The sequence below is a fragment of the Actinoplanes sichuanensis genome (assembly GCF_033097365.1).
Lineage (GTDB): Bacteria > Actinomycetota > Actinomycetes > Mycobacteriales > Micromonosporaceae > Actinoplanes > Actinoplanes sichuanensis.
Window position 1 is genome coordinate 8,501,443 of sequence record NZ_AP028461.1, and the last position, 23,217, is coordinate 8,524,659.

20 protein-coding genes are annotated in these 23,217 nt (G+C 70.6%); 10 read left to right on the forward strand and 10 right to left on the reverse strand.

Going from position 1 to position 23,217, the window contains the following annotated elements:
* Window positions 1-140: 140 nt before the first annotated feature.
* On the reverse strand, window positions 141-4,337 hold the full coding sequence (locus tag Q0Z83_RS39005) for an AAA domain-containing protein (RefSeq protein WP_317788362.1): 4,197 nt from the start codon (window positions 4,335-4,337) through the stop codon (window positions 141-143).
* A 109-nt stretch (window positions 4,338-4,446) separates the two neighbouring features.
* Between Q0Z83_RS39005 and Q0Z83_RS39010 the strand changes: the two genes are divergently transcribed.
* On the forward strand, window positions 4,447-5,340 hold the full coding sequence (locus tag Q0Z83_RS39010; protein WP_317788364.1) for a hypothetical protein: 894 nt from the start codon (window positions 4,447-4,449) through the stop codon (window positions 5,338-5,340).
* Between the two features lie 466 nt (window positions 5,341-5,806).
* Here Q0Z83_RS39010 and Q0Z83_RS39015 read toward each other — a convergent pair whose 3' ends face one another.
* Window positions 5,807-6,475: a hypothetical protein gene (locus tag Q0Z83_RS39015; RefSeq protein WP_317788365.1), complete on the reverse strand. Its 669-nt coding sequence runs from the start codon at window positions 6,473-6,475 to the stop codon at window positions 5,807-5,809.
* 103 nt (window positions 6,476-6,578) lie between these two features.
* On the opposite strand from Q0Z83_RS39015, the gene Q0Z83_RS39020 reads away from it, so the two are divergent.
* Window positions 6,579-6,863, forward strand: a complete 285-nt coding sequence (locus Q0Z83_RS39020) for a hypothetical protein (protein ID WP_317788366.1) — start codon at window positions 6,579-6,581, stop codon at window positions 6,861-6,863.
* A 334-nt stretch (window positions 6,864-7,197) separates the two neighbouring features.
* On the opposite strand, the gene Q0Z83_RS39025 is transcribed toward Q0Z83_RS39020, so the two are convergent.
* The 3 genes from Q0Z83_RS39025 to Q0Z83_RS39035 all read right to left on the reverse strand — a co-directional run bounded on the left by Q0Z83_RS39025 (window position 7,198) and on the right by Q0Z83_RS39035 (window position 8,259).
* Window positions 7,198-7,653: a hypothetical protein gene (locus tag Q0Z83_RS39025; RefSeq protein WP_317788368.1), complete on the reverse strand. Its 456-nt coding sequence runs from the start codon at window positions 7,651-7,653 to the stop codon at window positions 7,198-7,200.
* 4 nt (window positions 7,654-7,657) lie between these two features.
* Entirely contained in the window at window positions 7,658-7,855 is a 198-nt protein-coding gene (locus tag Q0Z83_RS39030; protein WP_317788369.1) for a hypothetical protein, read from the reverse strand.
* 80 nt (window positions 7,856-7,935) lie between these two features.
* On the reverse strand, window positions 7,936-8,259 hold the full coding sequence (locus Q0Z83_RS39035; RefSeq protein ID WP_317788370.1) for a hypothetical protein: 324 nt from the start codon (window positions 8,257-8,259) through the stop codon (window positions 7,936-7,938).
* 50 nt (window positions 8,260-8,309) lie between these two features.
* Here Q0Z83_RS39035 and Q0Z83_RS39040 point away from each other — a divergent pair, with 50 nt between their 5' ends.
* The 4 genes from Q0Z83_RS39040 to Q0Z83_RS39055 all read left to right on the forward strand — a co-directional run bounded on the left by Q0Z83_RS39040 (window position 8,310) and on the right by Q0Z83_RS39055 (window position 13,756).
* On the forward strand, window positions 8,310-9,614 hold the full coding sequence (locus Q0Z83_RS39040) for an AAA family ATPase (RefSeq protein ID WP_317788371.1): 1,305 nt from the start codon (window positions 8,310-8,312) through the stop codon (window positions 9,612-9,614).
* 15 nt (window positions 9,615-9,629) lie between these two features.
* Window positions 9,630-10,634 (forward strand): beta family protein, encoded by a 1,005-nt coding sequence (locus Q0Z83_RS39045; RefSeq protein WP_317788372.1) that lies wholly within the window; start codon window positions 9,630-9,632, stop codon window positions 10,632-10,634.
* Between the two features lie 19 nt (window positions 10,635-10,653).
* Entirely contained in the window at window positions 10,654-11,493 is an 840-nt protein-coding gene (locus tag Q0Z83_RS39050; protein WP_317788373.1) for a bifunctional DNA primase/polymerase, read from the forward strand.
* A 451-nt stretch (window positions 11,494-11,944) separates the two neighbouring features.
* Window positions 11,945-13,756 (forward strand): SpoIIE family protein phosphatase, encoded by a 1,812-nt coding sequence (locus Q0Z83_RS39055; RefSeq protein WP_317788374.1) that lies wholly within the window; start codon window positions 11,945-11,947, stop codon window positions 13,754-13,756.
* Here the strand turns inward: Q0Z83_RS39055 and Q0Z83_RS39060 are convergent.
* Complete coding sequence (locus Q0Z83_RS39060) at window positions 13,649-15,193, reverse strand: hypothetical protein (RefSeq protein WP_317788375.1); 1,545 nt, start codon at window positions 15,191-15,193, stop codon at window positions 13,649-13,651. The genes Q0Z83_RS39055 and Q0Z83_RS39060 overlap by 108 nt on opposite strands.
* Window positions 15,190-16,230 carry a hypothetical protein gene (locus tag Q0Z83_RS39065; protein WP_317788376.1) on the reverse strand — a complete coding sequence of 347 codons (1,041 nt, stop codon included), beginning with the start codon at window positions 16,228-16,230 and terminating at the stop codon, window positions 15,190-15,192. Before Q0Z83_RS39065 ends, Q0Z83_RS39060 begins: the two co-directional genes overlap by 4 nt.
* 107 nt (window positions 16,231-16,337) lie before the next feature.
* On the opposite strand from Q0Z83_RS39065, the gene Q0Z83_RS39070 reads away from it, so the two are divergent.
* Window positions 16,338-16,622 carry a DUF427 domain-containing protein gene (locus Q0Z83_RS39070; protein WP_317788377.1) on the forward strand — a complete coding sequence of 95 codons (285 nt, stop codon included), beginning with the start codon at window positions 16,338-16,340 and terminating at the stop codon, window positions 16,620-16,622.
* A gap of 18 nt (window positions 16,623-16,640) precedes the next feature.
* Here Q0Z83_RS39070 and Q0Z83_RS39075 read toward each other — a convergent pair whose 3' ends face one another.
* Together Q0Z83_RS39075 and Q0Z83_RS39080 are read right to left on the reverse strand one after the other, a co-directional pair.
* Window positions 16,641-17,033, reverse strand: coding sequence for a hypothetical protein (locus Q0Z83_RS39075; protein ID WP_317788378.1), 393 nt, complete (start codon window positions 17,031-17,033; stop codon window positions 16,641-16,643).
* Window positions 17,023-17,208 carry a hypothetical protein gene (locus tag Q0Z83_RS39080; RefSeq protein ID WP_317788379.1) on the reverse strand — a complete coding sequence of 62 codons (186 nt, stop codon included), beginning with the start codon at window positions 17,206-17,208 and terminating at the stop codon, window positions 17,023-17,025. Before Q0Z83_RS39080 ends, Q0Z83_RS39075 begins: the two co-directional genes overlap by 11 nt.
* Window positions 17,209-17,445: 237 nt before the next feature.
* Between Q0Z83_RS39080 and Q0Z83_RS39085 the strand changes: the two genes are divergently transcribed.
* Window positions 17,446-19,116 (forward strand): putative bifunctional diguanylate cyclase/phosphodiesterase, encoded by a 1,671-nt coding sequence (locus Q0Z83_RS39085; RefSeq protein WP_317788380.1) that lies wholly within the window; start codon window positions 17,446-17,448, stop codon window positions 19,114-19,116.
* Here the strand turns inward: Q0Z83_RS39085 and Q0Z83_RS39090 are convergent.
* Window positions 19,100-20,377, reverse strand: a complete 1,278-nt coding sequence (locus tag Q0Z83_RS39090; RefSeq protein WP_317788381.1) for an MFS transporter — start codon at window positions 20,375-20,377, stop codon at window positions 19,100-19,102. The genes Q0Z83_RS39085 and Q0Z83_RS39090 overlap by 17 nt on opposite strands.
* A gap of 53 nt (window positions 20,378-20,430) precedes the next feature.
* Here Q0Z83_RS39090 and Q0Z83_RS39095 point away from each other — a divergent pair, with 53 nt between their 5' ends.
* Entirely contained in the window at window positions 20,431-21,402 is a 972-nt protein-coding gene (locus Q0Z83_RS39095) for a GlxA family transcriptional regulator (RefSeq protein ID WP_378078892.1), read from the forward strand.
* A gap of 75 nt (window positions 21,403-21,477) precedes the next feature.
* Window positions 21,478-23,145 carry a GspE/PulE family protein gene (locus Q0Z83_RS39100; protein WP_317788384.1) on the forward strand — a complete coding sequence of 556 codons (1,668 nt, stop codon included), beginning with the start codon at window positions 21,478-21,480 and terminating at the stop codon, window positions 23,143-23,145.
* Window positions 23,146-23,217 lie beyond the last annotated feature (72 nt).

Genomic DNA, 23,217 nt, shown 5'->3' on the forward strand with positions numbered 1-23,217 from the left:
CATTTACGTCGAAATACCCTCGGTAACTCCATGACAGACAGTCACAATCAGTATCTGTTCTGAAACCTTCCGCATTTCCCTACCCGGATCCCACCGTCCACATGCACCCAGCGCTGTCATCGATGCGCTCTGCGTGAGCATCAGACCGGAGTGATCTCCAGCTCACCGACGCGCTGCCAGACCGGCCGCATCGCCACCTCCGGCTCCCGGGCGAAGACGCTGCCCCGGATCCGCACGAACACACAGTTACCCACGCGCTCCAGCACGGACTGCCGGCGCATGTCGCTCTCCCACTGCTCCGGCCCCTGATAGGCGTCGCCGTCGCACTCGATCGCGAGCCGCCGGCCATCCGGCGCATTCAGCACGAAATCAATCCGATAGGCGCCGATCCGGAACTGCGGAATCGGCCGGAAACCCCGACCCACCAGCAACTTCAAAACCTCACGCTCGAAGTCGCTCTCGCAGTGCGCGGAGGGATCGGCCGCCGCGGCCTCCGAGGGCAGATCGATGGCGTACGACAGAAGTCGCGCCCTGGCATCGTCGGCGAGAAGAGCACCCGGCCGGACCGAGTGGAAGATCCAGAGCTGGTCGCGGGCCCGGGACGCCGCCACGTTGATCCGCCGGTGATAGTCGCGCTTGGTGAACGCCGCGATCCGTGGATCCTTCTCGGACACCACCATCGACACCAACACCACGTCGCGCTCGTCGCCCTGGAACGTGTACGCGTCGCCGACCCGCAGCCGCCGCGCCTGGATCTCGTCCTCACCGATCGCCTCGTGCAGCTGCTCCAGCAGGTAGCCGGCCTGGCCGCTGCTGCTCAACAAGCTGATCACGCCGAGCGTGCGCCCGTCGTACCGAGGATCCGCGACGATCTTGGTGACCCGCTCGACCAGGGCGGTGGCCTCCTCCACGTTCACGTCGCCGTACCCCGCGATCGGCTGCCGCACCCCCTCCGCGCAGTGCACGGTCTGGATCGGTGGCAGCGCCGGTCGGTCCGCCCGCAACGGCCGGATCTTGCCGTCGTAGTAGTTACGTGACGAGAACTCGATGATCTGCGGAACCGAGCGGAAGTGCTCGGTCAGCAGGATCCGCTCCGGCGACCGGCGGACCGCGTGGTCGTAGAGCGACGACTCCGGGTCGAAGTGCTCGGCCGACGGCACCCCGGTCAGGTGCCGTTTGATCAGGCCCTCGACCGAGCCGACGAACCCGAGCTGCGGGCCGATCTGCTGGTCGTCGCCGACCACCACGGCCCGCTCGGCCAACGACAGCACCGGCAACGCGAACAGGTCGGCCTGCGACGCCTCGTCGACGATCACCACGTCGAATCGGGCACCACCGGCGAACTGCTCGATCGCCCGGTCCACCGACATGACCCAGACCGGCACCGCGGTGACCGCCGACTCCATCGCCCGCTGGGCGTGCGCCTGCCAGGTCGCCGCGCTCCGCCCGGTCCCCTTACCGATCTTGCGCAGTGCCGTGGTCCAGTCGGCGAGCGCCGCCCGACGCCTGTCGTCGAGCGCCCGGGACACCTCCAGCCACGCCGACGCCACCACGAGTTCGCTGGTCAGCCGTCGAATCCGGTCACGGGCCCGCTCCACCCGCCGGGCCAGCACGGCCGGATCGACGTCACCGACCACACCGTCGAACCAGGTCTGCGCGCGCCGCCACTCCCAGGCCTCCAGGCACGCCTGGCCGGACACCACCGGATGCTCCCCGCCACCGATCTGCGCGGCCCACTCCGGCGCGGCCACCGCCAGCCTGCGGTACGCGGCGTCGAACCGCATCACGTCCGGCTGCAACAGCACCAGCCGTCGCACCTCGGCGATCGCGGAGTCCCAGCCGTCCAGTGTCTTCCACGCCTCGGCCAGGTGCGGCCAGGCGGCCACCCGATCGGCGACCGCCCGGTCCCGGGCCACCGTCCGTTCCATGGTGAACACCTCGGCCAGGGTCTCCAGCACCTCGGCCACCCCGGACAGTCGGGTCGCGTCCACCGACAGCTCGCGCTGCGGCATCAGCACCGTGATCCGCCGGGCCAGCGGCGGCCACCGGTTCAGGTCGAAGTCGAGGGACTGCTTCGCGTCGGAGAGCAGGCCACCGGCCCAGATCTCCGGATCGCCCCAACCGCCCTCGGGCTCCGGGATCGCCAGCCGCTGCACCCACTCGAACCACGCCTCGCCCAGCCGTTGACGGGCCTGCGAACGGCGTACCGCCTTCTGTGCGACCTCTATGTCGGCGACCGTGCGCAGCGGCTCACCGTCCACTCGCACCTCGTCGGCCAGCCGGTACAGACCAGGCTGCAGCAGCCGGTTCAGGCCGCGGCCGGCCTCGAACCGCTGACGGATCTCGGTCAGCCTGGTGAACAGCAGTTTCGGTTCGGCCAGGATCGGTTCCGGCATGGTGATCCGGTGCCCGGACACCTCCCTGGTGAGGGTGGCCAGCTCAGCGAACAGGTTCTCGGTGGCGACCACCTGGTCGTTCCAGAGAGTGCGCCAGTGCGCGTCGTCGAGCAGCCGGCCCAGCCGGTCGGTCCAGGTGCCCTCGCGCCGCCGCAGCCACGCCACGGCCTCCCGCACCTCGGTCAGCAGATCGGTCATCCCGGCGCGGCCCTCAGCCCGTACCGCCGCCATGTCGACGCCCTCGTCCGCCAACCGGGACAGGCTCGCCTCGGTCCGAGCCATCTTCTCCCGCGCCGCCGACGCCGCCTCGGTGTCCGGAAGGTCGGAGATCTCGGGAAGTGGCCGCATCGCGGCCGCCCTGTCCTCCGGCGACAGCCGGGCGGCGAGTTTCAGCAGCGTGGCGAACTCTTCGATGGTCAGCGGCGCCGGACCCGAGATCGGGTCCGGGATGCCACCGTGCGCGACGGCCCGCTCCCGCAGCCAGCCGCCGACCTCGGCGGGAAGAAGAGCAACCCCACCGATCTGGTACGTCTGAGCCTCGCTCTCGGCGATCAGTCGCAGCCCCGCCATCGCGGCGGCCAGCTCCCGTTCCGCCTCCTCGAGGTTGCCGGTCAGCCGGTTCACCCGGCGCTCCTCGGCGGGTTTGTCGAGTGTCGCCGCCCGGTCGGACAGCTCGCGCGCCGCCAGCTGCAACTGCACCAGCTGATCGGTGGTCCGGCCGAGCACGGCGAGACAGAGCGGCTGCACCTCCTCCGGCAGACCGTCCCGCAGCACCCGGAGTGGCTCCTCCTTCTGCGCCACCACCAGGACCCGCTTGCCGTTCGCCATCAGGTGACAGATCAGGTTGCGGATCGTGTGCGTCTTGCCGGTGCCCGGCGGGCCCTGCACCGCGACGTTGCGGTGATGCGCCAGGCGGCGGGCGATCGACTCCTGTGCCTCGTTCGTCGGCAGCGGCATGAGCAGCCGCTCCCCCACCCGCTCCCAGGTCTCCGGGGTGTCCTCGGGCATCAGCAGGCGGCTCGGCTCGTGCGCCACCACGGCGGCCAGCGCACCCACCCGGCCCTCACCGGTCCCGCTGGTCAGGCCGTTCCGCATGTTCTCCAGGAAGCCGCGGAGCTGCCGCTGCCGCGGACGGGCGAAGAGGACCGCCACGTCCCGGATGAACGCCTCGGCCGACGGCTTCTCGTCCGTCGCGCCGACCACCGCGCGGTCGAAACCCAGACGGGTCAGCGCTCGCTCGAACAGCTCCCGGCGATCCGTGTCGTCCCACAGATCGACCTCGACCGCGCCACCCGGGCCGGTCAGCGCGGAGAGCTGCGCCAGATGCCTGTGGTCCAGACCGGCGAGCGCCTCGGTCTGCAGCCGGGACGAGCCCGCCGGGGAGACCGTGACCAGGGCGCGGTCCGCGTCATACTCGATCAGGACCGGTGTCGCCACCAGCGGATAGCGGACCCGCGTGCCGTCGATCACGGTCTCCAGGACACCGTGCCCCCAGACCAGCTCGGTGGTGGCGCCCGCCATGTCCAGCTGATGCATCCGGTCGAAGAGCCGACGATGCAGCTCACGGGTCTGCTCGGTGGCGGCGGTGGCCAGCGACCACGGTCGCCACACCTCGTCGCGCCAGGTCTCGAAGTCGTCACCGGCCTCGTCGAGCCGCGGCTCCTCGGCGGCCGTCACCTCACCGCGCAACCGACGCCGCAGTGCCGCCGGCACCGGCGCCGGACCGGGCATCTCCGGGCGGCCCACCCGTAGCCACGAGGCGTCGTCGCCGGCCGGGCCGGTCTGGCAGTCCGGATGCTGGGGAAGAGAGTGCAGCCAATGCGCGTCGGACGGCACGGTCCGGGCCGGCCGCTCCATCTGTGCCCGCACCGCGAGCAGGTAATCAGCGACCGCCACGGCCCTCTCACGGATCGTGGTCGGCGATTCCCGCTGGTCGGCCATCTCCGGAGTGTAGGGCTTGAAAGCGCCCCATGTTCCGGGGCGGCGCGGGGGCTTCCGGAACCGCTAAGGTGTCGCCGCTGATCTTGCAACTACGGTCCTGAGGAAGCACGTGAATCAAGGTTGGGCGGAGCGGGACGGTAACGGGCATTACTGGCCCGGGCAGCCGCCTTCGCTCCCGCCGGCGTACTACCCGACACCGGCCGACCCGCTGGTCAGCCCCGACTACGAGGGCTGGTGGCGGCGCGGAGTCGCCCTCGCCCGGCAGACCTGGCGGCAGGTGCTGACCGTCCACCTGATCGCCGCCGTGCCGACGACCGCACTGGTTCTGCCGGCCACCCTCCGGTTCAACGAGGAGACCGCCGCCCTCGGTCTCGTCCCGGGCCGGGCGCTGCCCGACATGACCGAATACCTGCGGGCCGCACTTCAACTCGTCGGGGTGAGTGTGGTCGCAAGCCTGATCTCGGCGGTCGCCGTGACGGTCAGCCTTCAGCTGGTCGTGCTGGCCGCCACCGGACGGCCGGTGAGCATTCCGGTCGCCTTCCGGGTCGGTATCCGCCGGGCGCCCGCGGTCATCGGCTGGGGGCTGCTCGCCGGGTTCGTCTATGCCGGCGCCTTCCTGGCCTGCTTCCTGCCGATCCTCTATGTCGCGGCCGCACTGATGGTCCTGCCCGTGATCGTCACCCTGGAACGTGGGTCCGGCATCGGCCGCGCCTTCACCCTCTTCCACGCCGATCTGGGCACGTCCGTCTCACGGGTGGCCACCATGTTCGGTCTGAACCTCGCCGGCATCATCGTGTCGGCGGTGATCGGCGCCGTCGGCCAGGCCGTGATCGGCGGCTCCGCCGCGACGGTCGGGGCGGCCCTCCTCAACACCGTCGCGGGCCTGGTCATCGGCATCCTTCTGACGCCGCTGCTGGTGACCGCCTACGCCGACATGCGGGCCCGCCGCGAACCGTTCTCCACCGCCTACCTGGCCCCCACCCCAGTCGAGGGTCACCGCTAACCCCGCGGGAACCTTGCGGCGTTTCCATCGAGGCGCGGGAAGACCGCAACATCGGCCCAACGGTGCACCTTCGCGGAAGGCTCTTCTGAGAACGATCCTGCTTCCCAAGGGGTCGTGGTGATCCTTCGCCCGCCCCACACCGCCTTCCCCCAGGTCACGGCGGCTGTCCGCACGCACTCCCCTGATTCCGCCCCGGCAACCGGGCGCCGGCCCCCTCCCATGGGAACGGCAACCAGACGCGCTGCCCCACCCACGCTCCCGTGGGCGACGGCGACCAGCGGCCCGCCCCGCCCTACACGTTGAACCGGACCGGCCTGATGGCCGGTCCGGTTCGCGTTGGGCGGGCTGGCGGCTGGCCCGCCTTCCGCTGAGCGGGTCGGTCGGTCCGGCGGCTGCCGGGCCGGAATGGTCGGGGCGACGGCTGCCCGGCCGGAATGCTCAGGGCGGCACGTGCGCCGCGGGCCGGTCAGGGGAACTGCATCCGCCGCGGGCGTGGGATCACCGGCGGCGGGAGCGGCAGGTCATCGAGGTGGCTCCAGCTCAGCGTGCCGTTGTCGGTGGACTTGATTTCGCCGAGGCAGGCTCGGAGCAGACCCAGGTTGGGGGCGCCCGCATAGCCGGCGATGACGACCTCCGGCTGCGGCGCGATCCGGGCGATGGCCGCGCAGATCTTGGCCACCTCCCGCTCGTCGACCGCGTCCAGCGGCAACGGCGCCTCGACCGGCGACCGGCGCCAAGGCGGCCCGAACCGGCGCAGCAACTCGCGGGCTAGACGGCCGAACGAACGGCCCACCTCGGCGTCGCGCATCGAGAGCCGGGCGGACTGGCCGTAGCACCAGGGCACCACGACGTGACCATTGATCAGAACCAACTGGTAGACCGAACGCGGCACGCTGATGATCTCCGCGCCGGGCAAGGTCCCCAGAAAGAGGACCAGTTCCTCATAAGGCAGAGGCCATCGAGGATTCGCCAGCACACGCTCCATGGTCTGGGTCATGGCTGGATGAGCGTGAACCTCACGGTCGATCGCCGTGCTCAGGGCCTCTGGCACCCGGGTCCATAGTTCGTCCGCGACCTTGTCGCCGAACTGCTCGATCAGCCATTCACTCGGACCGACGAGAACGTCTGGACGCATTCCCCACCACCACCGTCCGTGATGCCGACGTCACTGCTGGCTAGAAGAGTTGCACTTTCATTGATCGACTGGAAGAGGGAAGAACGAGATCACAACAACGAGCATGAATGAAATCGAACATGTCGATCAGCGCTTGGCCACAACGATGGAGCGGCGGGTCGGCGAGACGCCAAACATGCAACTTGCGCGGCGGACCACAGGCGCAACTTGCATGCCTGTTTCGCTATTCGCCAGTAACCGATATTCAACACGGGAGATATTTCCAAGTGGTGACGCGCACGCAAACAATCGCTCACACCGCGTGATCAAATACCTCGCCACCAGCGAATCGTCCGACCACTGCAGCAAGATCGAGATAGCCCACTACCCGATGAGAGAGCTGAAATGAATTGCAGTACACGCGTCCGTTTTCACGTGAACGCCGCCGAGGGTGCTCCTCGGCGCCCCTGACCCGCAAGGGACATCCGTCAAGTGTCAGATACCCGTCAGATCACCGCCGGAGATGCCGAGGTGGGCGGGTAAACGCTCTCCGAGCCAAGAGCACGACTACTCCTGAAGTCCGACTTATCGGAACCTTCGCCTGTAGGCGATTGGCAACCTTCACGGCTTTCATCTCCGGCTAACCTCGACAACCGACTTCAAACCCAGCCTGCGGTAGATTTGCGACAACCATCAAAAGTGCGGCGGATCGATTCCGGCCACCCTATTTGGCGCGCCGCCAATTAGTGATGGGCGGCCGGTTGAAATGGCAGCCACGTCTCGCGATCCTCGACATACGGAGTGACGTTCTCCGGAAACCAGACCAGCCGCTTGGTCCCGGCCGCGGCGCCGAGCAGGAAGTCGTAACCGCGCACCAGCGCCACCGGCACCGACGACACCCCGGCCAATTCAGTGAAGAGCGCCCGGGCCTCGGCCAGCTGCCGCCCTCGGTCACCGATAGTGATCCCCAGGTCGAGGACCAGCGGGAACACGTCGAGAAACGACGGCTCGCCGGGATCCGCCATCTCGTTGGCGCGCAGCTCGCCGCCGACCGCGCCGCCGTCCGGCAGCGGCCGGGACAGGAAGGTCTCACCGCGCCCGCCGCGAATCACCGTCATACCGACCGCCGGCCCGATCTCCGCGGCGAACTCGGCCGCACTGTGCCCCGAATGAAAGTAGACGTGCTCCTGAGTGGACATCGCGTCAACCCTCCCGCGCATCCGAGAGGTCGGAAACGGCCTCGTCGAGTCGCCGGTGCGCCGGATCAGGCCGATCCGGGCCGACCCGGTCACCGACATCACCGACCTCACCCGGGTCGCGCCACTCGTCGATCAACCGACCGCCCTCGCCCGGGTCGCGCCCGATGAAGCCGCCGAAACCGAGGTTCCGTCCGTCCAGCATTCCGCCTCCTCATTCACCGTGATGACTTCGCGGCGAACGGTAGCGAGATTGCCCGCACCTTGGGGAAGGCCTGTGGATAACTACTCTCCGTGCGACCCGACGGTGTCCCACGACGACCGGAAGAGGCCCGGCGGCAGGTCCCATTCACGCAGCACAGCGAGCAGTTCAGCCGGATCGGCAGCGGCCGCTTGCCGGAGCAGTATCGCTTGCAGATCGTGATCGTGACCTTCCAGGTGGTCGGCTTCGAACTCCCAGTGCGCGACGACGAAACCGGACGCCTCCGGAACGATGTGCACGAACGACCACCGATGTGGGCGGGAGGCCGGCACCCGTACGCCGAGCCGCCGCCCCAGACGCAGCGCGGTCAGCTCCGCGGCCGGCCACTCCCATTCACCCTCGCCCATGATCCGGGGAGGCTACCGGTTCTGTCGGAGGCGGGCGCTACCGTGCCGGAATGGGTTCGAACACGCTCGTCAGCCCGGCCGAGGAGGCCGCGACAGTCATCGCCGCGGTCCTGCGCGATCTCACCGAGGGTGATCACCGCGGGGTGGTGGTCGACTCCCCACCCGGCGCCGGCAAGTCGACGCTCGTGGTGCGGGCGGCCGGGGAGCTGGCCGCCACCGGCGAGCCACTGATGATCGTCGCGCAGACCAACGAGCAGGTGGACGACCTGATCGAGCGTCTCGGGGCCCGCTCACCGGAGCTACGGGTGGGTCGGTTGTCGGCTGTCGACTACGAGCCGACGCCACGGGTCCGGGCGCATCCAGGGTGCCGGGTGGCGGCAAAGGTCGCCGATCTGGGGTCACCACCGGTCACCATCGGCACGGCGGCCAAGTGGGCCACGGTCACCGAGGGCACCTGGCCGTGGGCGATCGTCGACGAGGCGTATCAGATGCGGTCCGATGCTCTTCTGCGTGTCGCGCCACGGTTCGCCCGCGCCCTGTTCGTCGGCGATCCGGGTCAGCTCGACCCGTTCTCCACCGTGGAGGTGGAGCGGTGGATCGGCCTGTCCTGGGATCCGATGCAGAGCGCGGTGGCAGTGTTGCTGCGGCACAATCCGGAGCTGCCGGTGCATCGCCTGCCGGTGTCGTGGCGCCTGCCCGCGTCGGCGGCGCCGGTCGTCGCGCAGGCGTTCTACCCGTTCACCGGGTTCCGTTCGGGGACCGGGCCGGGTGATCGCACACTCGCCTTCGAGCAGCCCGCGCGGGACGCGTTCGACGCGGTGCTGGATTCCGCGGCCGCGACCGGGTGGGGGTTGCACGAGTTGGCCGAGCGCTTCACCGTGCGTACCGACGCGGAAGCCGCCGCCGCCTGCGCGACGCTCGCCGCACGGGCCTTGACCAGGGAGGGCGTCGCGTCCTCGGAGTCCGGGACCGGCCGGCTGACGCCGGACCGGATCGCCGTCGGAGCCGCCCACCGCGACCAGGTCGCGGTGATCCGTTCGTTGTTGCCAGCGGAGGCGGCCGAGGTCACCGTGGACACGGCAAACAGGTTGCAGGGCCGGGAGTACGACTTGACGGTGGTCCTGCACCCGCTCTCCGGCCGGCGTGACGCGACCGCCTTCCACCTGGAGTCGGGGCGTCTCTGCGTGCTGACGTCACGGCACCGGCACTCGTGTGTGGTGGTGGCCCGAGCCGGCATAGCCGAGTTGCTCGACGCGCACCCGTCGACCGAGCCGGTGCACCTGAATGTTCCCGTGAAATTTCCGGACGGATGGGAGGCTAATCAATCGATGCTCGCCCATCTATACCGTCCGTGACGGTACCGTTGGCGAATGAAGCGCGACCGGGTGTATCACCCGATCCTGCGGCCCCGCCGGGGTGAGTTCACCGCCCTGGCACACCTGTCGGCGGAGGAGGCCGATCGGGTCGTACCCATTGTGGAGCTGGAGCCGGACGGCGTCGTCTTTCCGCTGGTCCGCGAGCTACGACCACGTGTCCGCGCCTTAGCCGTCGACTTCGGCGAGGTGCCGGAGCAGGCCGCCGGGCCGGAGCCACTCGCCGAGCGGCTGACCGGGGTCGGCCTGGTCATGGTCCCGGTGATGCGGCCGCACGAGAGCAGTCTGCGCCTGGCCGAGCACGGCCGGGCCGCGCGATTGCACCGGCAGGGCGCCGTGCTACGCCTGCGGCCGCACGCGGATGCCGGCAGTCCGACCCAGGCGGACGCCGTCACGGAGCGTCTGCTGCGCGCCGCCGCCCTCGATCCCGGCGAGATCGATCTGTTGATCGACCTGGCCGAGACGGCCTGCCTGGCACACGCCGCCGAGGTGGAGGACCGGGCCCGCCGGGTGCTGCGCTGGGCCCGGGGCGCGCCGTGGCGTTCGGTGAGCGTGGCCTCCGGCGCGATGCCGCCGAACCTGGACGACCTGCCGACCGACCGGCCGGTGCCGCTGGGCCGGCTCGACGCGGGGCTCTGGGAGCGACTCGGCGACCCGAGCCTGGGTTATGCCGACTACGGCGTCACGTCCCCGGTCCGACGCCGCGGGGTTCAGCATCACCGGCAACTTCCGACTCTGCGGTACACCACCGAGAAGGAGTGGTGGATCTACCGCTGGGCGCGGCGGGGCGGCCGCAGCGACGACAGATGCCACGACCTGTGCCGGACTCTGGTGACCTCACCGCAGTGGCCGTCGATCGGGGCCCGGTTCTCCTGGGGTGACGCCGAGATCGCGAAGCGGGCCCGCACCGCCCGGGGCGCCGGCAGCTCGGCCAGCTGGATCGCGTGGAGCACCTCGCACCACATCGCACATGTCCTGCGCACTCTGCCCGAGGGCCGATAATTGTCGTACGGTTGTTCTAATGTCGCTGACAGCTGCCCTGGCGTATGCACGGCACGGCGTTCCCGTCCTGCCGGTGCACACGCCTGACCTGACCGGTGCCTGTTCCTGCGACAGAGGAGCCCGATGCGAGCGTTCCGGCAAACATCCCCGCCTGCGGCACGGTCTGTCCGAGGCGTCGACCGATCCGCTGCAGATCCGGCTGTGGTGGACGTTCTGGCCACGGGCCAATGTGGGCCTGCGCACCGGCGTGGTGATGGATGTGGCCGACGTCGACTCGGCCGAGGGCTGGCATGGGCTGCGCCATCTGCTCGGCGGCGACGTGCCGCCCGGTCCGCAGGTGCGTACCGGTTCGGGCGGCCGCCACCTGTGGTTCCGGCCGACCGGCTTCGGCAACCGGGTGCGGCTGCTTCCCGGGCTGGATTGGCGCGGCTCCGGCGGTTACGTGCTGGCCCCGCCGTCCCGGCACGCGAGCGGCGCCGTCTACCGCTGGATCCAGCGGCCCGCGGTGACCCTGCCGGCCAGCCCTCCGCCCCTGGTCGAGCTGATCGCGGGCCCGCCACCGGAGCCGGTCGACCGTCAGCCGTTGACCCACCCGGACCGTTATGCGGAGGCGGCGCTCGAAGCCGAGGCCACCCGGGTCGCCGACGCCGCCAGCGGCACCCGCAACGACACCCTGAACCGGGCCGCCTTCGCCCTCGGGCGCCTGGTCGGAGCCGGTCTTCTGGACGAGGCGCGGGTCCGGTGGACGCTGACTGCCGCCGCCCGGCGGGCCGGGCTCGGCTTGGCGGAGATCCGCGGCACGATCCGTTCGGGCCTGACCGCGGGCCGCCGCCAGCCCTTCGACCATCGCGCGGCCTGAGTCGATTCGGTACGGCCACTCGAAGCACCGTGGCGATCCCCACGGCGCCTCCCCGCGCCGGGCCCAGCGCGACCGCCGGGCTGTTGCCCACTCCCGACGCGCGGCCTCCCATTCTGTACGGCCGCTCGAAGCACCGTGGCGATCCCGCGACGCCTCCCCCGCGCCGGCCTGTTGCCCACTCGCGACGCGCGGTATCCCGGAGCTGGATCCGTGACCGCAAGCGTGGCGATCCGCGGTCCGATGCGCGCCGCGACCGGCACCCGGCCGCGGCGGAGGGACCTGCGGTGACGGCGGATCGAGGGGGTGACTGGGGGTGAATCGTCCGTTCGGATGGGTTGAAACAGATGATCGGGTCAGCTTGGAAACGGTGCGCATACACGTGTCGCCGGTAACCTGACGGTCGAGACCGCGGGGGGCGAAGGTGCTTCAGTGGGGCCTGATCGGTGCAGCTGTGCTCGCTGATCCGCCGCGTCTGCGGTCGGTTCGCCGGATCACCGCGGGCCCGGTTCCGGATGACGCGTTCAACCGGGTCGCGATGCTGGTGCACAAGCTGATCGATGCTCCGATGGGTGTGGTCTGCCTGGTCGACGAGGATCGGCAGGTGCTGGCCGGCCAGGTGGGCGTGCCGGAGCCGCTGGCGGCGGCCCGGGAGATGCCGCTGTCGCACTCGTTCAGCAGGCACGTCGTGATGTCCGGCGAGATGCAGGTGGTTCCGGACGTGCGCGACGACCCGCGGATGAGCGACAACCCGATGATCGGCGAGATCGGCGCGATCGCCTATGTGGGCGCCCCGATCACCGATCCGGACGGTCTGATCGTCGGCGCGCTCTCCGCCATCGACCAGGAGCCCCGCGTTTGGACACCGAGCGAGATCGCCCTGATCGGCGAGCTGGCCGAGGTGTGCTCGTCCGAGGTGTGCCTGCGCATAGCGAGGGCCACGGCCGAGGAGGCGAAGGAGGAGGCCGAGACGGCCCGGGAAGAGGCCGAGGCAGCGCGCCGGGCCGCCGAGTCCGCACATCATCAGCTGGAGCTGCTCGCCGAGCTGACCGAGTCGCTGGCCGCCACGATGGACGTGGAGGAGGCGATGCGCCGGCTCGGTGACATCGTCACGGCGGCTCTGGCCGACTGGTGTGTGGTGGCGATCGCCGACGATCCGGGCGGCACGGCCCGGGTCTCGGCCGCGCACTGTGACCCGGATCGGGCGGCCGACATGGCCCGGCTGGCCGAGCTGGCCGCCGGCTCGCATCAGGACCTACGGGCGATGATCCTCGCGGTGCGGGCCCGGGGCCGTCCGGTGCGCTCGGCCGACGGCGACGCCGAGATGCGCAGCCGGATCAGCGACGCCGAGTTGTCCGAGATCACCGCGCGGGCCGGGTTCGGCGCGTCGCTGATCGTGCCCGTGGTGTCCCCGGTGCGACGGCGGGCGCTGGGCGCGATCCTGCTGGTGAACCGCCCGGATCGGCCGGAGTTCACGGCCGCCGAGGAGTGGACGGCGGCCGAGGTGGGCCGCCGGGCGGGTCTGGCCGTGGAGAACGGGCGGCTGTACCGGGAGCAGCGGCACGTCGCCGAGGTGCTGCAGCGGAGCCTGCTCACCGAGCTGCCGGTGCTCCCGGGGATCGAGCTGCACGCCAGGTATCTTCCGGCGCAGGACGGCGCGGCGGTCGGCGGCGACTGGTATGACGCGTTCGCCCAGCCGGACGGCAGTGTGGTGGTCGCGGTCGGCGACGTGTCCGGTCACGACATCGAGGCCGCCGCGACCATGGGTCAGCTTCGCAATCTGGTACGCGGCGACGCCTACGGCCGTGACGAGGAGCCGGGCACCCTGCTCACCGCCCTGGACCAGGCGCTGCACGGCCTCCGGGTGTCGGCTTCGGCGACGGCGGTGCTGGCCCGCGTGCGTACCTGCTGGTCGGGTTATGAGGTGGGGTTCGCCAATGCCGGGCACCCGCCGCCGTTGTTGTTGCTGCCGGACGGTCAGGTGCAGGTGTGGTGGGTGCCGCCGGAGCCGCTGCTGGGCCTGCCGCCGAGGGGCGAGCCACGCACGACGGCACGCCGATTCGTCCCGGCCGGTTCGACGCTGGTTCTCTACACCGACGGCCTGGTCGAGGACCGGGAGCAGCTGCTGGACGACGGGGTCGCCCGGCTGTCGGCGGTGCTACGGGAGTACGCGACCCACTCCGGTGACGAGCTCTGCGCCCGGCTCCTGGAGGTCGCCCCGCGAAGGAGCGACGACATCGCCCTCCTCCTGGTCCGGCTGAGCTGACGGCTGGTCCGATTGACCTGACGGCTGGTCCGGCTGAGCTGACGGGTCGAAGGGGACCGGCGGGCCGCCGTGGGTCCAGGGTGTCTCGGCCGGGTCGGGCAGCGTGCCGCCGGGCCGGTACGCCTCGCTGAGCGTGGTGAGGACCAGCCGCTCTCCCACCGCCGGGACACTGCCCGGCTCGGCGACCAGCCGTCGCCCCATCCCGCCGGACAGTTCGAGCAGCACGTCGCCGTCCGGGCTGATCGAGACGACCCGCGCCTTCTGGGCGGGCCGGGCCGGTGAGGTCAGGGACACGCCTGGTTCGACCCGGACCGGCTCGGTGGTGCGGACCATGATCCGGGGCCGGAGCACCGGCCGTTTGCCGCTGTCGTCGACCCGGTCCGGGTTCGCCAGGGTGACCACGCCGGCGAAGGCGGCGCCGCTGAGCCGATATTCGGCCAGGACCAGCGGGTCGTCGAAGGCGCGCTGGACGGCGTACCGGGAGGCGGCGCTCTCCAGGCGTTGCAGGCGCGCGGCGGCGGCTACCGCACCGTCCCGGCGGGGTTGCGGCGGGCCGCCCTCGGCGAGGTTCTGCGCGAAGGCGGTGAAGGCGTCCCGGTCGGCGTCCCAGCGCAGGCGGACCCGCTCGCCGACGGGCAGTCGGCGCAGCAGGCCGAGGGTCCGCCACATCCGTTCCCAGGTGGGCAGCAGTAGATCGTGCAGTACTGAGGGCAGCTCCGGTGCGGACCGCTCGATCAGTGGCGCGAGCACCCGGTTGTCGAAGTCGGGGTCGGTGGCGGGCCCGGCGACCGGCCCGTTCTCGGCCTCGCGGGCGGCGCCCGCACCGGACTCGATCCAGGCGAGCTGCACCCCGAACTGGGCGTCCTCGGCGCTGCTCTGCCCGGTGACCCAGTGCAGCCCGAGCGCCTGCACCGCGTTGACCAGCAGCGACGAGCCGGGCACCTCGGCGGTGTTGGCGAAGAAGGTGAGCCAGCGCCCGAGCAGCGGCACGGCGGCCGGAACCGGGTTGTCGCCGTCGGTACGCCGGAACCGGGTGGACCGGCCGAAGAGGCGTAGGAAGTCGGCTCCGGCCGGGTTGGGCACCCAGATCTGGGGCGCGTCGACGTACCGCTGCCGCACGTCCTTACCGCGATCGACGGCGACGTCCTCGGTGGCGTCGGTGAACGAGTCGACGTAGTCCACCAGGGTCGCGGCGAGCTCGGCGGCGAAGGCGAACCGTTCGTCGCGGTTACGGGGCTGACCGACCACGAGGAGTCTCGGCCGGGCCGGGTCGGTGCCGACCATGGCGGCCAGTGGCGCGTTCGCCTCACCGGCCATCACCAGCGGGATCAGCACCAGCGGGTGGTCGTGCACATGCAGGTGGCGCACGGTGGCGATGGGCTGGGCGCGACCGGTGGCGACCGCCTGCGCCCGGGCGAGCGCGGTGAGCGTACTCAAGAAAGAGCCTCGGACCGCAACCGAAGTGCAGCCTGGAGCATCGCGGCGGCCTCGGCCTGCTCGGGTTTCGGCTCCTGCCGGCCCTCGGCCAGAGCGAGCACCTCGCCGACCGAGTCGATGCCGCCGAGCGCCTCCCGGACGGTCCGGCCGAGTGCCGCCGTGCTGCCGGAGGCCTCGCCGCGGCAGTAGACGGAGAGTTCGCAGGCGGACAGGCACTCCGGGGCGTAGCGGGCCTCGACGTGACCCAGTGCGGCGACGATCTCGTCGGGTTCGAGCGCGAGGTCGAAGGTGAGGCCGGCCGGGAGGGCGTCGATCAGGTCGCCGACCGAGGCGAGGCGGGACAGCTGACGTCGCAGGGTGGCGAGCTGTTTACGGACGTCGAGGACGACCGCGGTGGGGTGGAAGCTGAAGTCGGCCGGGCAGACCAGGACGACCTCGTGACTGACCGCCGACGGGTCCTGGCCGAGGCGTTCCAGCAGGTCGCGGAGGGCGAGGACGTAGACGGCGGCCTGTGTGGCGGCGGCCGAGACCTTGGCGCTGTCGGCCTGCCCGTCGATGATCGCGAACGATTTGATCTCGACCACCTGGAGGCGGCCGTGGTGGGCGTACGCGATCAGGTCGGGCTCGAGATAGACGGTCTGGCCGGCGATGTCGAGGGTGAGCAGCGGGTGGTCGATGAGCGCGGACCGGGCGTCGGCGAGCACCTTGACGGTCTGCTCGTGCCGGTCACTCAGCGTGTCGGCGGCGAGGTCCTGATAGCCGAGCCCGGCGTCGGCGGCGAGCACGTCGCGCAGCACGGCGCAGTCGTCGGCCTTGAGCATGGCCTCGAAGGCGTTGCCGCGGGACAGCGCGAACCGGGACTGGCCGAAGCTGCCCGGGAAGCCGATGTGCTCGGCGAGTTTCTGCTTGTCGATACCGGCCGCGTCGAGGACGGCCCGACGGTTGCAGCCCGGGTTACCGGTGAGCGCGGCGATGGTGCGCGCGTTGTGGCGTTTGGCCCGTGCAGAGCCGCGCAGCTGGTCCAACCGAGACTCCATAAGGAATTCGACTCTAGATCTTCAACCGGGTCGCGGCAATTCACCCACGGGAGGTGAATAAATCGCACATATCAGACACAAACCCGGCTTCGCGCTAGGTTCGGGGCATGCCGAAGGCCATCTGGAACGACGAAGTGATCGCCGAGAGCGAGGACACGGTGGTGCTCGAGGGCAACCACTACTTCCCCCTCGACAGTGTCCGCGAGGACGTGCTCGTCCCCTCGGACACGCACACCGTCTGCCCCTGGAAGGGCAAGGCGTCCTACTACTCGCTGCGGTCGGACGGGCACACCGCACCGGACGCCGCGTGGTTCTACCCGGACCCGAAACCGGACGCCTCAGCCGTACGCGACCGGGTCGCGTTCCGCCGAGACGTCCTGATCCAGGCCTGATCCGCCCGTGAGGCCCGCTCACGTGATTCGCGGGTGGGCCTCCTCGATCTTCGTGACCTCCAGGTAGTCCAGCATGTCGCGCTGTTCCTCCGGGTCCAGCGCCCCGAACGCGGCATACGCCTCGTCACGCGAGTGCGTGGTCTCCGCCGCCAGCAGCGCGATGATCGCCGACCAGGCCAGCGACACCCGGTCGAAGAGTCGCGCCCGCCGCAGCGAGGTGAGCCGGGACAGCATCCCGACCTTGGTCGCCGCGTCGTCGTCGAGCGCGATCCGGTCGCAGAGCTCGAAGAGCGCCTTCCCCCGATAGGGGTGCTCGGACTCGATCAGCCGGGCCAGCTCGGCGTTGTCCATCCGGTCGACGGGTGGGGCCGGGCCGCGGCGGGGCAGCGAGGGGCTGGGTTCACCGTGCACGACTGTCGCGTCCGCTCTCGAAACCGTTGCCCGGTGACTGATGGGGCAACCCCGCGGTGCGGGTGAAGGTCGGGAACTCGGGCGCCGGCATCACCGGCTCCTCCACGTCGACAGGTGTCACGCCCTCGGCGGCGCGTGGGACGCCGTCGTCGACGCCGCGCTCTCCATCCAGCACGTTATAGCCCTCCGTTACCGACTTACCGTGATGAAGTCCCATGAGATCACGCCCGCGCAAACCCCGCGACCCTGGTCACCCGACTCGACGACCGGTGTAACGCCCTGGCAACGCATCGACCGGAGCAGGCTGTCGTCACCGACCGTGAAGCCGTACCCCAATAGATCTTGAAGTAACCGCGGTCTGATGACTCAACCGGGCCCGGCCAGGACCGATGTGTCTCGCCGGAGGTGGATCGTGGGTCGCAACGCTCTGTGGGACCGGGTTCGGGTCGTCGTCGACGACGCCGTGGTGCTCGCGTCGCTGGTACTGCTCGCCTGGCCGGTGGCCGATCCCGCGCAGCCCGGTGGGCTGCTGGGGCGGATCATGCCGCTCCTGGCGGTGCTCTGCCTGGGCCTCGCCGTTCTGCTGCTGGACAACAGGCGTGGGGTGCTGCGGTATGTCACCGTGGCGGCCGCCCTGACCGTCGCCGGCATCAGGCACGTCGCCGGGGATCTCCCGCCGGTGGCGACCTGGCTGGTCCTGCTGGTGGCGGGTGCCGGGCTGCTGCGACAGTTCCTCGGCCACCGGATCGACCCGGAGCGGAACCGCCAGCAGACGCTACTCGCGCAGCAGGCCTTCCGGGACCCGCTGACCGGCCTCGGCAACCGGCGGATGTTCGTCGAGTACGCCGAGGAGGTGCTCGCCGAGCCGTCCCGCACCCAGACCGCGGTGATCGTGGTCGACCTGGACGGTCTGAAAGAGGTCAACGACGTGCTCGGGCACGCCGCGGGCGACGAGCTGCTGCGTGCGGCGGCCGACCGTCTCGCCGTGAACGTGCGTGCCAACGACACGGTGGCCCGTCTCGACGGCGACGAGTTCGTGGTGCTGCTGCCCGGCCTGGAGGACGAGCAGGCGGCGGTCGCGGTGGCCGAGCGTGTGCTGACCGAGCTGCACCGCCCGCTGCAGGTGGCCGGAGTGGCGCTGAGCATCCGGGCCAGTGCCGGTGTCGCCATCACCGACGGCCACGACGGCCTGGACGGAGTGCTGCGCCGCGCCGACCAGGCCCTGATCCGGGCCAAGCGGGACGGCGGTGGAGTGGCCCGCCGGTTCGACCCGGTGCTGTTCGCGAAGGCGGAGCAGCGTCGGATCGCCGAGCAGGACCTGATGCGCGGTCTGGAGGCGGGCGAGTTCGAGGTGCACTACCAGCCGATCGTGGACCTGGACAACGGCGGGATCACCGTCGGGGTGGAGGCGCTGGTCCGCTGGCGGCACCCGGAGAAGGGCCTGGTCCCGCCGGCGCTCTTCCTGGACCTGGCCGAGCAGCTGGGTCAGGTTCCCCGGCTCGGCGGCTGGGTGCTCGAGGAGGCCTGCCGGCAGGCACTGGCCTGGCAGGACCGGCACCCCGGTTTCGAGATGAACGTCAACCTGTCGGCGTCCCAGTTGACCAACCCCAGGCTGATCGACGAGGTCCGGGAGGTGCTGGAGCGTACCGGCCTGCCCCCGCAGGACCTGGTGCTGGAGCTGACCGAGTCGGTGGCGCTGACCGACCTGGTCGAGTCGGCCCGGGTGCTGAGCCAGCTCAAGGAGTTGGGTGTCCGGATCGCCCTGGACGACTTCGGCACCGGCTTCTCCTCGCTCAGCCACCTCAGCACCCTGCCCGTCGACGTGGTCAAGATCGACCGCTCGTTCGTGCAGGCGATGCCGGAGACCGGCGGCGCCTCGGTCGCCGAGGCGGTGCTGCACATCGCCCGGACCTTCAACCTGTCACCGGTCGCCGAGGGTGTCGAGGACGCCGGTCAGGCCGAGCGGCTCAAGGACCTGGGCGCCGGCCGGGCGCAGGGTTACCACTTCGCCCGGCCGATGCCGGCGATCGGGGTGACCGAACTGCTCGACAAGCAGTCGGCCGAGGTCAAGCTCGAGATGTAGCGCCCTGCACGGACTGTTCCAACAGCGGGAGACGTTTCCCGGCGTAGAGCATCAGGCTCAGGATCGCGCCGAGGATCGCCAGGCCGCCGGCCGCGTACCAGGCGACGGTGTAGTTGCCGAACTGGTCACGCGCGAGGCCGGCGGCCGTGGCGGCGGCCGCCGCGCCGAACTGGTGCGAGGCGAAGACCCAGCCGAACACGATCGGCCCGGCGGCCCCGAAGTACTCCCGGCAGAGCGTCACGGTCGGCGGCACGGTGGCCACCCAGTCCAGCCCGTAGAACAGGATGAAGATCAGCATGCTCGGGTGAGCCGTCGCGGCGAACAGCGACGGCAGTGTGAGTAGCGACAGTCCGCGCAGCGCGTAGTAAGCGCCGAGCAGGATCCGACTGTCGACCCGGTCGGTGAGCCAGCCGGACGCGATGGTGCCGACCACGTCGAAGACTCCGACCAGCGCAAGCAGGGTGGCCGCGGTGGTCTGCGGCATTCCGTGGTCGTGCGCGGCCGGGATGAAGTGCGTGCCGACCAGGCCGTTGGTGGTCGCGCCACAGATCGCGAAACCCCCGGCGAGCAACCAGAACGGCCTGGTCCGGGCGGCGTCCCGGAGGGCCCGCAGCGCGTTTCCGGCGGCGCCTCCGGCCGGCTTCGCCGGCTCCTCGATCTCGGTGGCGCCGAGGGCGGGCACGTTCAGGTCGGCCGGATGGTCCCGCAACCGCCACCACAGCAGGGGTACGACCAGAAGCGCCGAGATCGACACGGTGAGAGCGGCCGTCCGCCACCCGTCGGACTCGACGATCCGGGACAGCACCGGCAGGAAGATCAGGTTCCCGGTCGCTCCGGCCGCGGTCAGCACCCCGGTGACCAGCCCACGGTGCTTGACGAACCAGCGCCCGGTGATGGTGGCCACGAAGCCCAGGGCCAGTGAACCGGTGCCGAGCCCGACCAGCACACCCCAGCAGAGCACCAGCTGCCAGCTCTGGGTCATCCACAGGGTCAGCCCGGAGCCGGCCGAGACCAGCAGCAACGCGGCCATCGCGACCCGGCGGATGCCGAACCGGGCCATCAGGGCCGCCGCGAACGGCGCGGTCAGGCCGTAGAGCAGCAGGTTCACCGACACGGCGGCGGAGATCGTGCCGAGCGACCAGCCGAACTCGTCGTGCAGCGGCTGGAGCATGACGGACGGCGTGGCCCGGAAACCGGCCGCCCCGAGCAGGGCGATGAAGGTGACCGCGGCGACCGTCCAGGCGGGATGGATACGTCTCACGGCACTGATCCTTCTTCCTCACGAGCGTTCGGACGAGTGGCCCGAGGGCCATCATGCGCAAGAATCGAGCCATGACGCACCTGATTTCCGTGCTGATCCTCGACGGCCTGGTCCCCTTCGACCTGGGCACCCCGACACAGGTGTTCCTCTCCGCCCGCGACGACACGATGACCAGGCTGTACGACGTGCGGGTCTGCGGCCCCGGCCCGGTCACCGCCGAGGCGGGCTTCACCGTCGTCCCCGACCACGGCCTGGAGCAGTTGGCGATCGCCGACACGGTGGTCGTCCCCGGCATCCACCGGGGCGGCCCGGTCACCGACGGCACCCTGCCGGCCGATGTCCGGGACGCGCTGGTCGCCGCCGCGGCCCGGGGCGCCCGGATCGTCTCGATCTGCACCGGCGCGTCGGTGCTGGCCGCGGCCGGTCTGCTGGACGGCCGCCCGGCCGCCACCCACTGGGCCTGGGCGGACCGGATCGGCGGTCTCTATCCGCAGGTGAAATGGGACTTCGACGTCCTCTTCGTGGACGACGGCGACGTCCTGACCTCGGCCGGGGTGGGCGCCGGGGTGGATCTGTGCCTGCACATCATCCGTACCGACCACGGCGCCGCGGTGGCGAATCGGACGGCCCGGCGCTGCGTGGTGCCGCCGTGGCGGGACGGCGGTCAGGCGCAGTACATCGAACGGCCGGTGCCCGCCGCGGCCGGCGCCGGCACCGAGGGGACCCGAGCGTGGGTGCTGGACCGGCTGGCCGATCCGGTCACCCTGGAGGAGATGGCCGGGCACGCCCGGATGAGCGTACGAACGTTCACCCGCCGGTTCCGCGACGAGACCGGCCTGAGCCCGCGACAGTGGCTGCTCCGCCAGCGGGTCGAGCACGCCCGCATCCTGCTGGAGTCGACCGACCTGGCGGTCGACGCGGTGGCCCGCCGGTCCGGGCTGGGCAGTGCCACCGCCCTGCGCCAGCACATGCACGCCACGATCGGTGTCGCCCCGTCCGCTTATCGCCGCACCTTCCGACACTGATCCTCGCGCTCAGTTCCTCCCGGAAGTGTCCGACTGGATCTCTGAGCCCTCTTTCCCGCCCCGGCCGAGGAACCCATGGATCAGACCTTCCGCCCGCTGCTCGACGCCCTCAAACAGATCGGCGTCGACCCCGACGCGGTGGACCGAGCCGCGGCGGAGGCACAACGCAGCGGCCGGCCGGTCCGCGCCGTCCTGATCAACGACCAGGTCGTCACCGAGGAGCAGTTGACCCAGGCGGCCGCCGCCGCGTTCGGGATCAACACCCTGGACCTGGTCGGCTTCACCCCGGATCCGCAGGCTCTGAAGCGGATCCCGCTGACCGTGGTGCTCCGCCACCGCGTCCTCGGCCTGGCGATAAACGACGGCGAACTGGTCGTCGGCGTGACCGATCCGGCCGACGTGGTGGCTCTGGACGACGTGCGGGCCGCGACCGGCATGACGATCCGGCCGGTGGTGGTGGCCCGCAGCGAGGTCCGCCGGATCATCGAACGACTCCAGCGTGAGGGCGCCGACCTGGCCGACCTGGCCGACGAGGCGCTCGACGACCAGGCCGGGATGGCCGCGCAGCAGACCAGCACCGATGACGCCCCGATCGTCCGGTACGTGAACAGCCTGATCGAGCAGGCCGTCATGAACCGCGCCTCCGACCTGCACCTGGAGCCGACCGAGGACGACATGCGGGTCCGCTACCGGATCGACGGCGTGCTGCACGAGGTGGACCTGGTGCCCCGGGGCGTGATGAACGCGCTGATCTCCCGCATCAAGATCATGTCCGGGGTCGACATCACCGAGAAACGGGTCCCGCAGAACGGCCGCATCACCGCGATGATCCGCGACCGTTCGGTCGACCTGCGTACCGCCACCCTGCCCACGGTGTGGGGCGAGAAGATCGTTCTCCGCGTCCTGGACACCGGTGGCATCGACCTCGACCTGGCGAAACTCGGCTTCACCCAGCACAACCTGAAACGCTTCTCCGAGTCGTTCACCAAGCCGCACGGCATGGTGCTGGTGACCGGCCCGACCGGTTCCGGCAAGTCGACCACGCTGTACGCCACCCTCGGCAAGATCAGTCGACCCGAGGTCAACGTGATCACCGTCGAGGACCCGGTCGAGTACCGGCTGCGCGGCATCAACCAGGTGCAGGTCAACGCGAAGGCCGGGCTGACGTTCGCGGCGGTGCTGCCGGCCATCCTGCGTACCGACCCGGACGTCGTGCTGATCGGTGAGATCCGGGACGGCAACACCGCGCAGATCGCGGTCGAGGCCGCGCTCACCGGCCACCTCCTGCTCTCCACATTGCACACCAACGACGCACCGGGCGCGGTCACCCGACTCACCGAGATGGGCATCGAGCCGTTCCTGGTCGGCTCGTCACTGGACTGCGTACTCGCCCAGCGTCTGGCCCGACGAATCTGCGACTGGTGCAAGGAGCCGTACACCCCGACCGAGGAGGAGATCCTCGGCGCCAGTTGGCCTCTGGCGGACCTGGCCTATCCCGAGGTGCTGTACAAGCCGGTGGGCTGCCGCAACTGCGCCAACACCGGGTACAAGGGCCGCATCGCGATCCACGAGGTGATGCAGGTGAGCCCGGAGATCGAGTCGCTGACCATCAAGCGCGCCTCGGCCGGCGAGATCCGCGAGGTCGCCCTCACCCAGGGCATGTACGACCTGCGCGCCGACGGCCTGGCCAAGGCGGCGGGCGGCCTGACCTCGATCCGCGAAGTCTCCCGGGTGGCTGTTTAGCGCACCTGTTTGGCTACTAAACCCGGTCCGTGCGTTGCCGATTCAACTGGCGTCGGAAACACCGAGGACGGA

Bases quoted from the DNA above. Each gene is read 5' to 3' on its own strand.
- Q0Z83_RS39005 (WP_317788362.1), bottom strand. From the start codon at position 4,337: ATGGCCGACCAGCGGGAATCGCCGACCACGATCCGTGAGAGGGCCGTG.
- Q0Z83_RS39015 (WP_317788365.1), bottom strand. From the start codon at position 6,475: ATGCGTCCAGACGTTCTCGTCGGTCCGAGTGAATGGCTGATCGAGCAG.
- Q0Z83_RS39020 (WP_317788366.1), top strand. From the start codon at position 6,579: ATGAATGAAATCGAACATGTCGATCAGCGCTTGGCCACAACGATGGAG.
- Q0Z83_RS39025 (WP_317788368.1), bottom strand. From the start codon at position 7,653: ATGTCCACTCAGGAGCACGTCTACTTTCATTCGGGGCACAGTGCGGCC.
- Q0Z83_RS39030 (WP_317788369.1), bottom strand. From the start codon at position 7,855: ATGCTGGACGGACGGAACCTCGGTTTCGGCGGCTTCATCGGGCGCGAC.
- Q0Z83_RS39035 (WP_317788370.1), bottom strand. From the start codon at position 8,259: ATGGGCGAGGGTGAATGGGAGTGGCCGGCCGCGGAGCTGACCGCGCTG.
- Q0Z83_RS39040 (WP_317788371.1), top strand. From the start codon at position 8,310: ATGGGTTCGAACACGCTCGTCAGCCCGGCCGAGGAGGCCGCGACAGTC.
- Q0Z83_RS39045 (WP_317788372.1), top strand. From the start codon at position 9,630: ATGAAGCGCGACCGGGTGTATCACCCGATCCTGCGGCCCCGCCGGGGT.
- Q0Z83_RS39050 (WP_317788373.1), top strand. From the start codon at position 10,654: ATGTCGCTGACAGCTGCCCTGGCGTATGCACGGCACGGCGTTCCCGTC.
- Q0Z83_RS39065 (WP_317788376.1), bottom strand. From the start codon at position 16,230: ATGGAGTCTCGGTTGGACCAGCTGCGCGGCTCTGCACGGGCCAAACGC.
- Q0Z83_RS39070 (WP_317788377.1), top strand. From the start codon at position 16,338: ATGCCGAAGGCCATCTGGAACGACGAAGTGATCGCCGAGAGCGAGGAC.
- Q0Z83_RS39095 (WP_378078892.1), top strand. From the start codon at position 20,431: ATGCGCAAGAATCGAGCCATGACGCACCTGATTTCCGTGCTGATCCTC.
- Q0Z83_RS39100 (WP_317788384.1), top strand. From the start codon at position 21,478: ATGGATCAGACCTTCCGCCCGCTGCTCGACGCCCTCAAACAGATCGGC.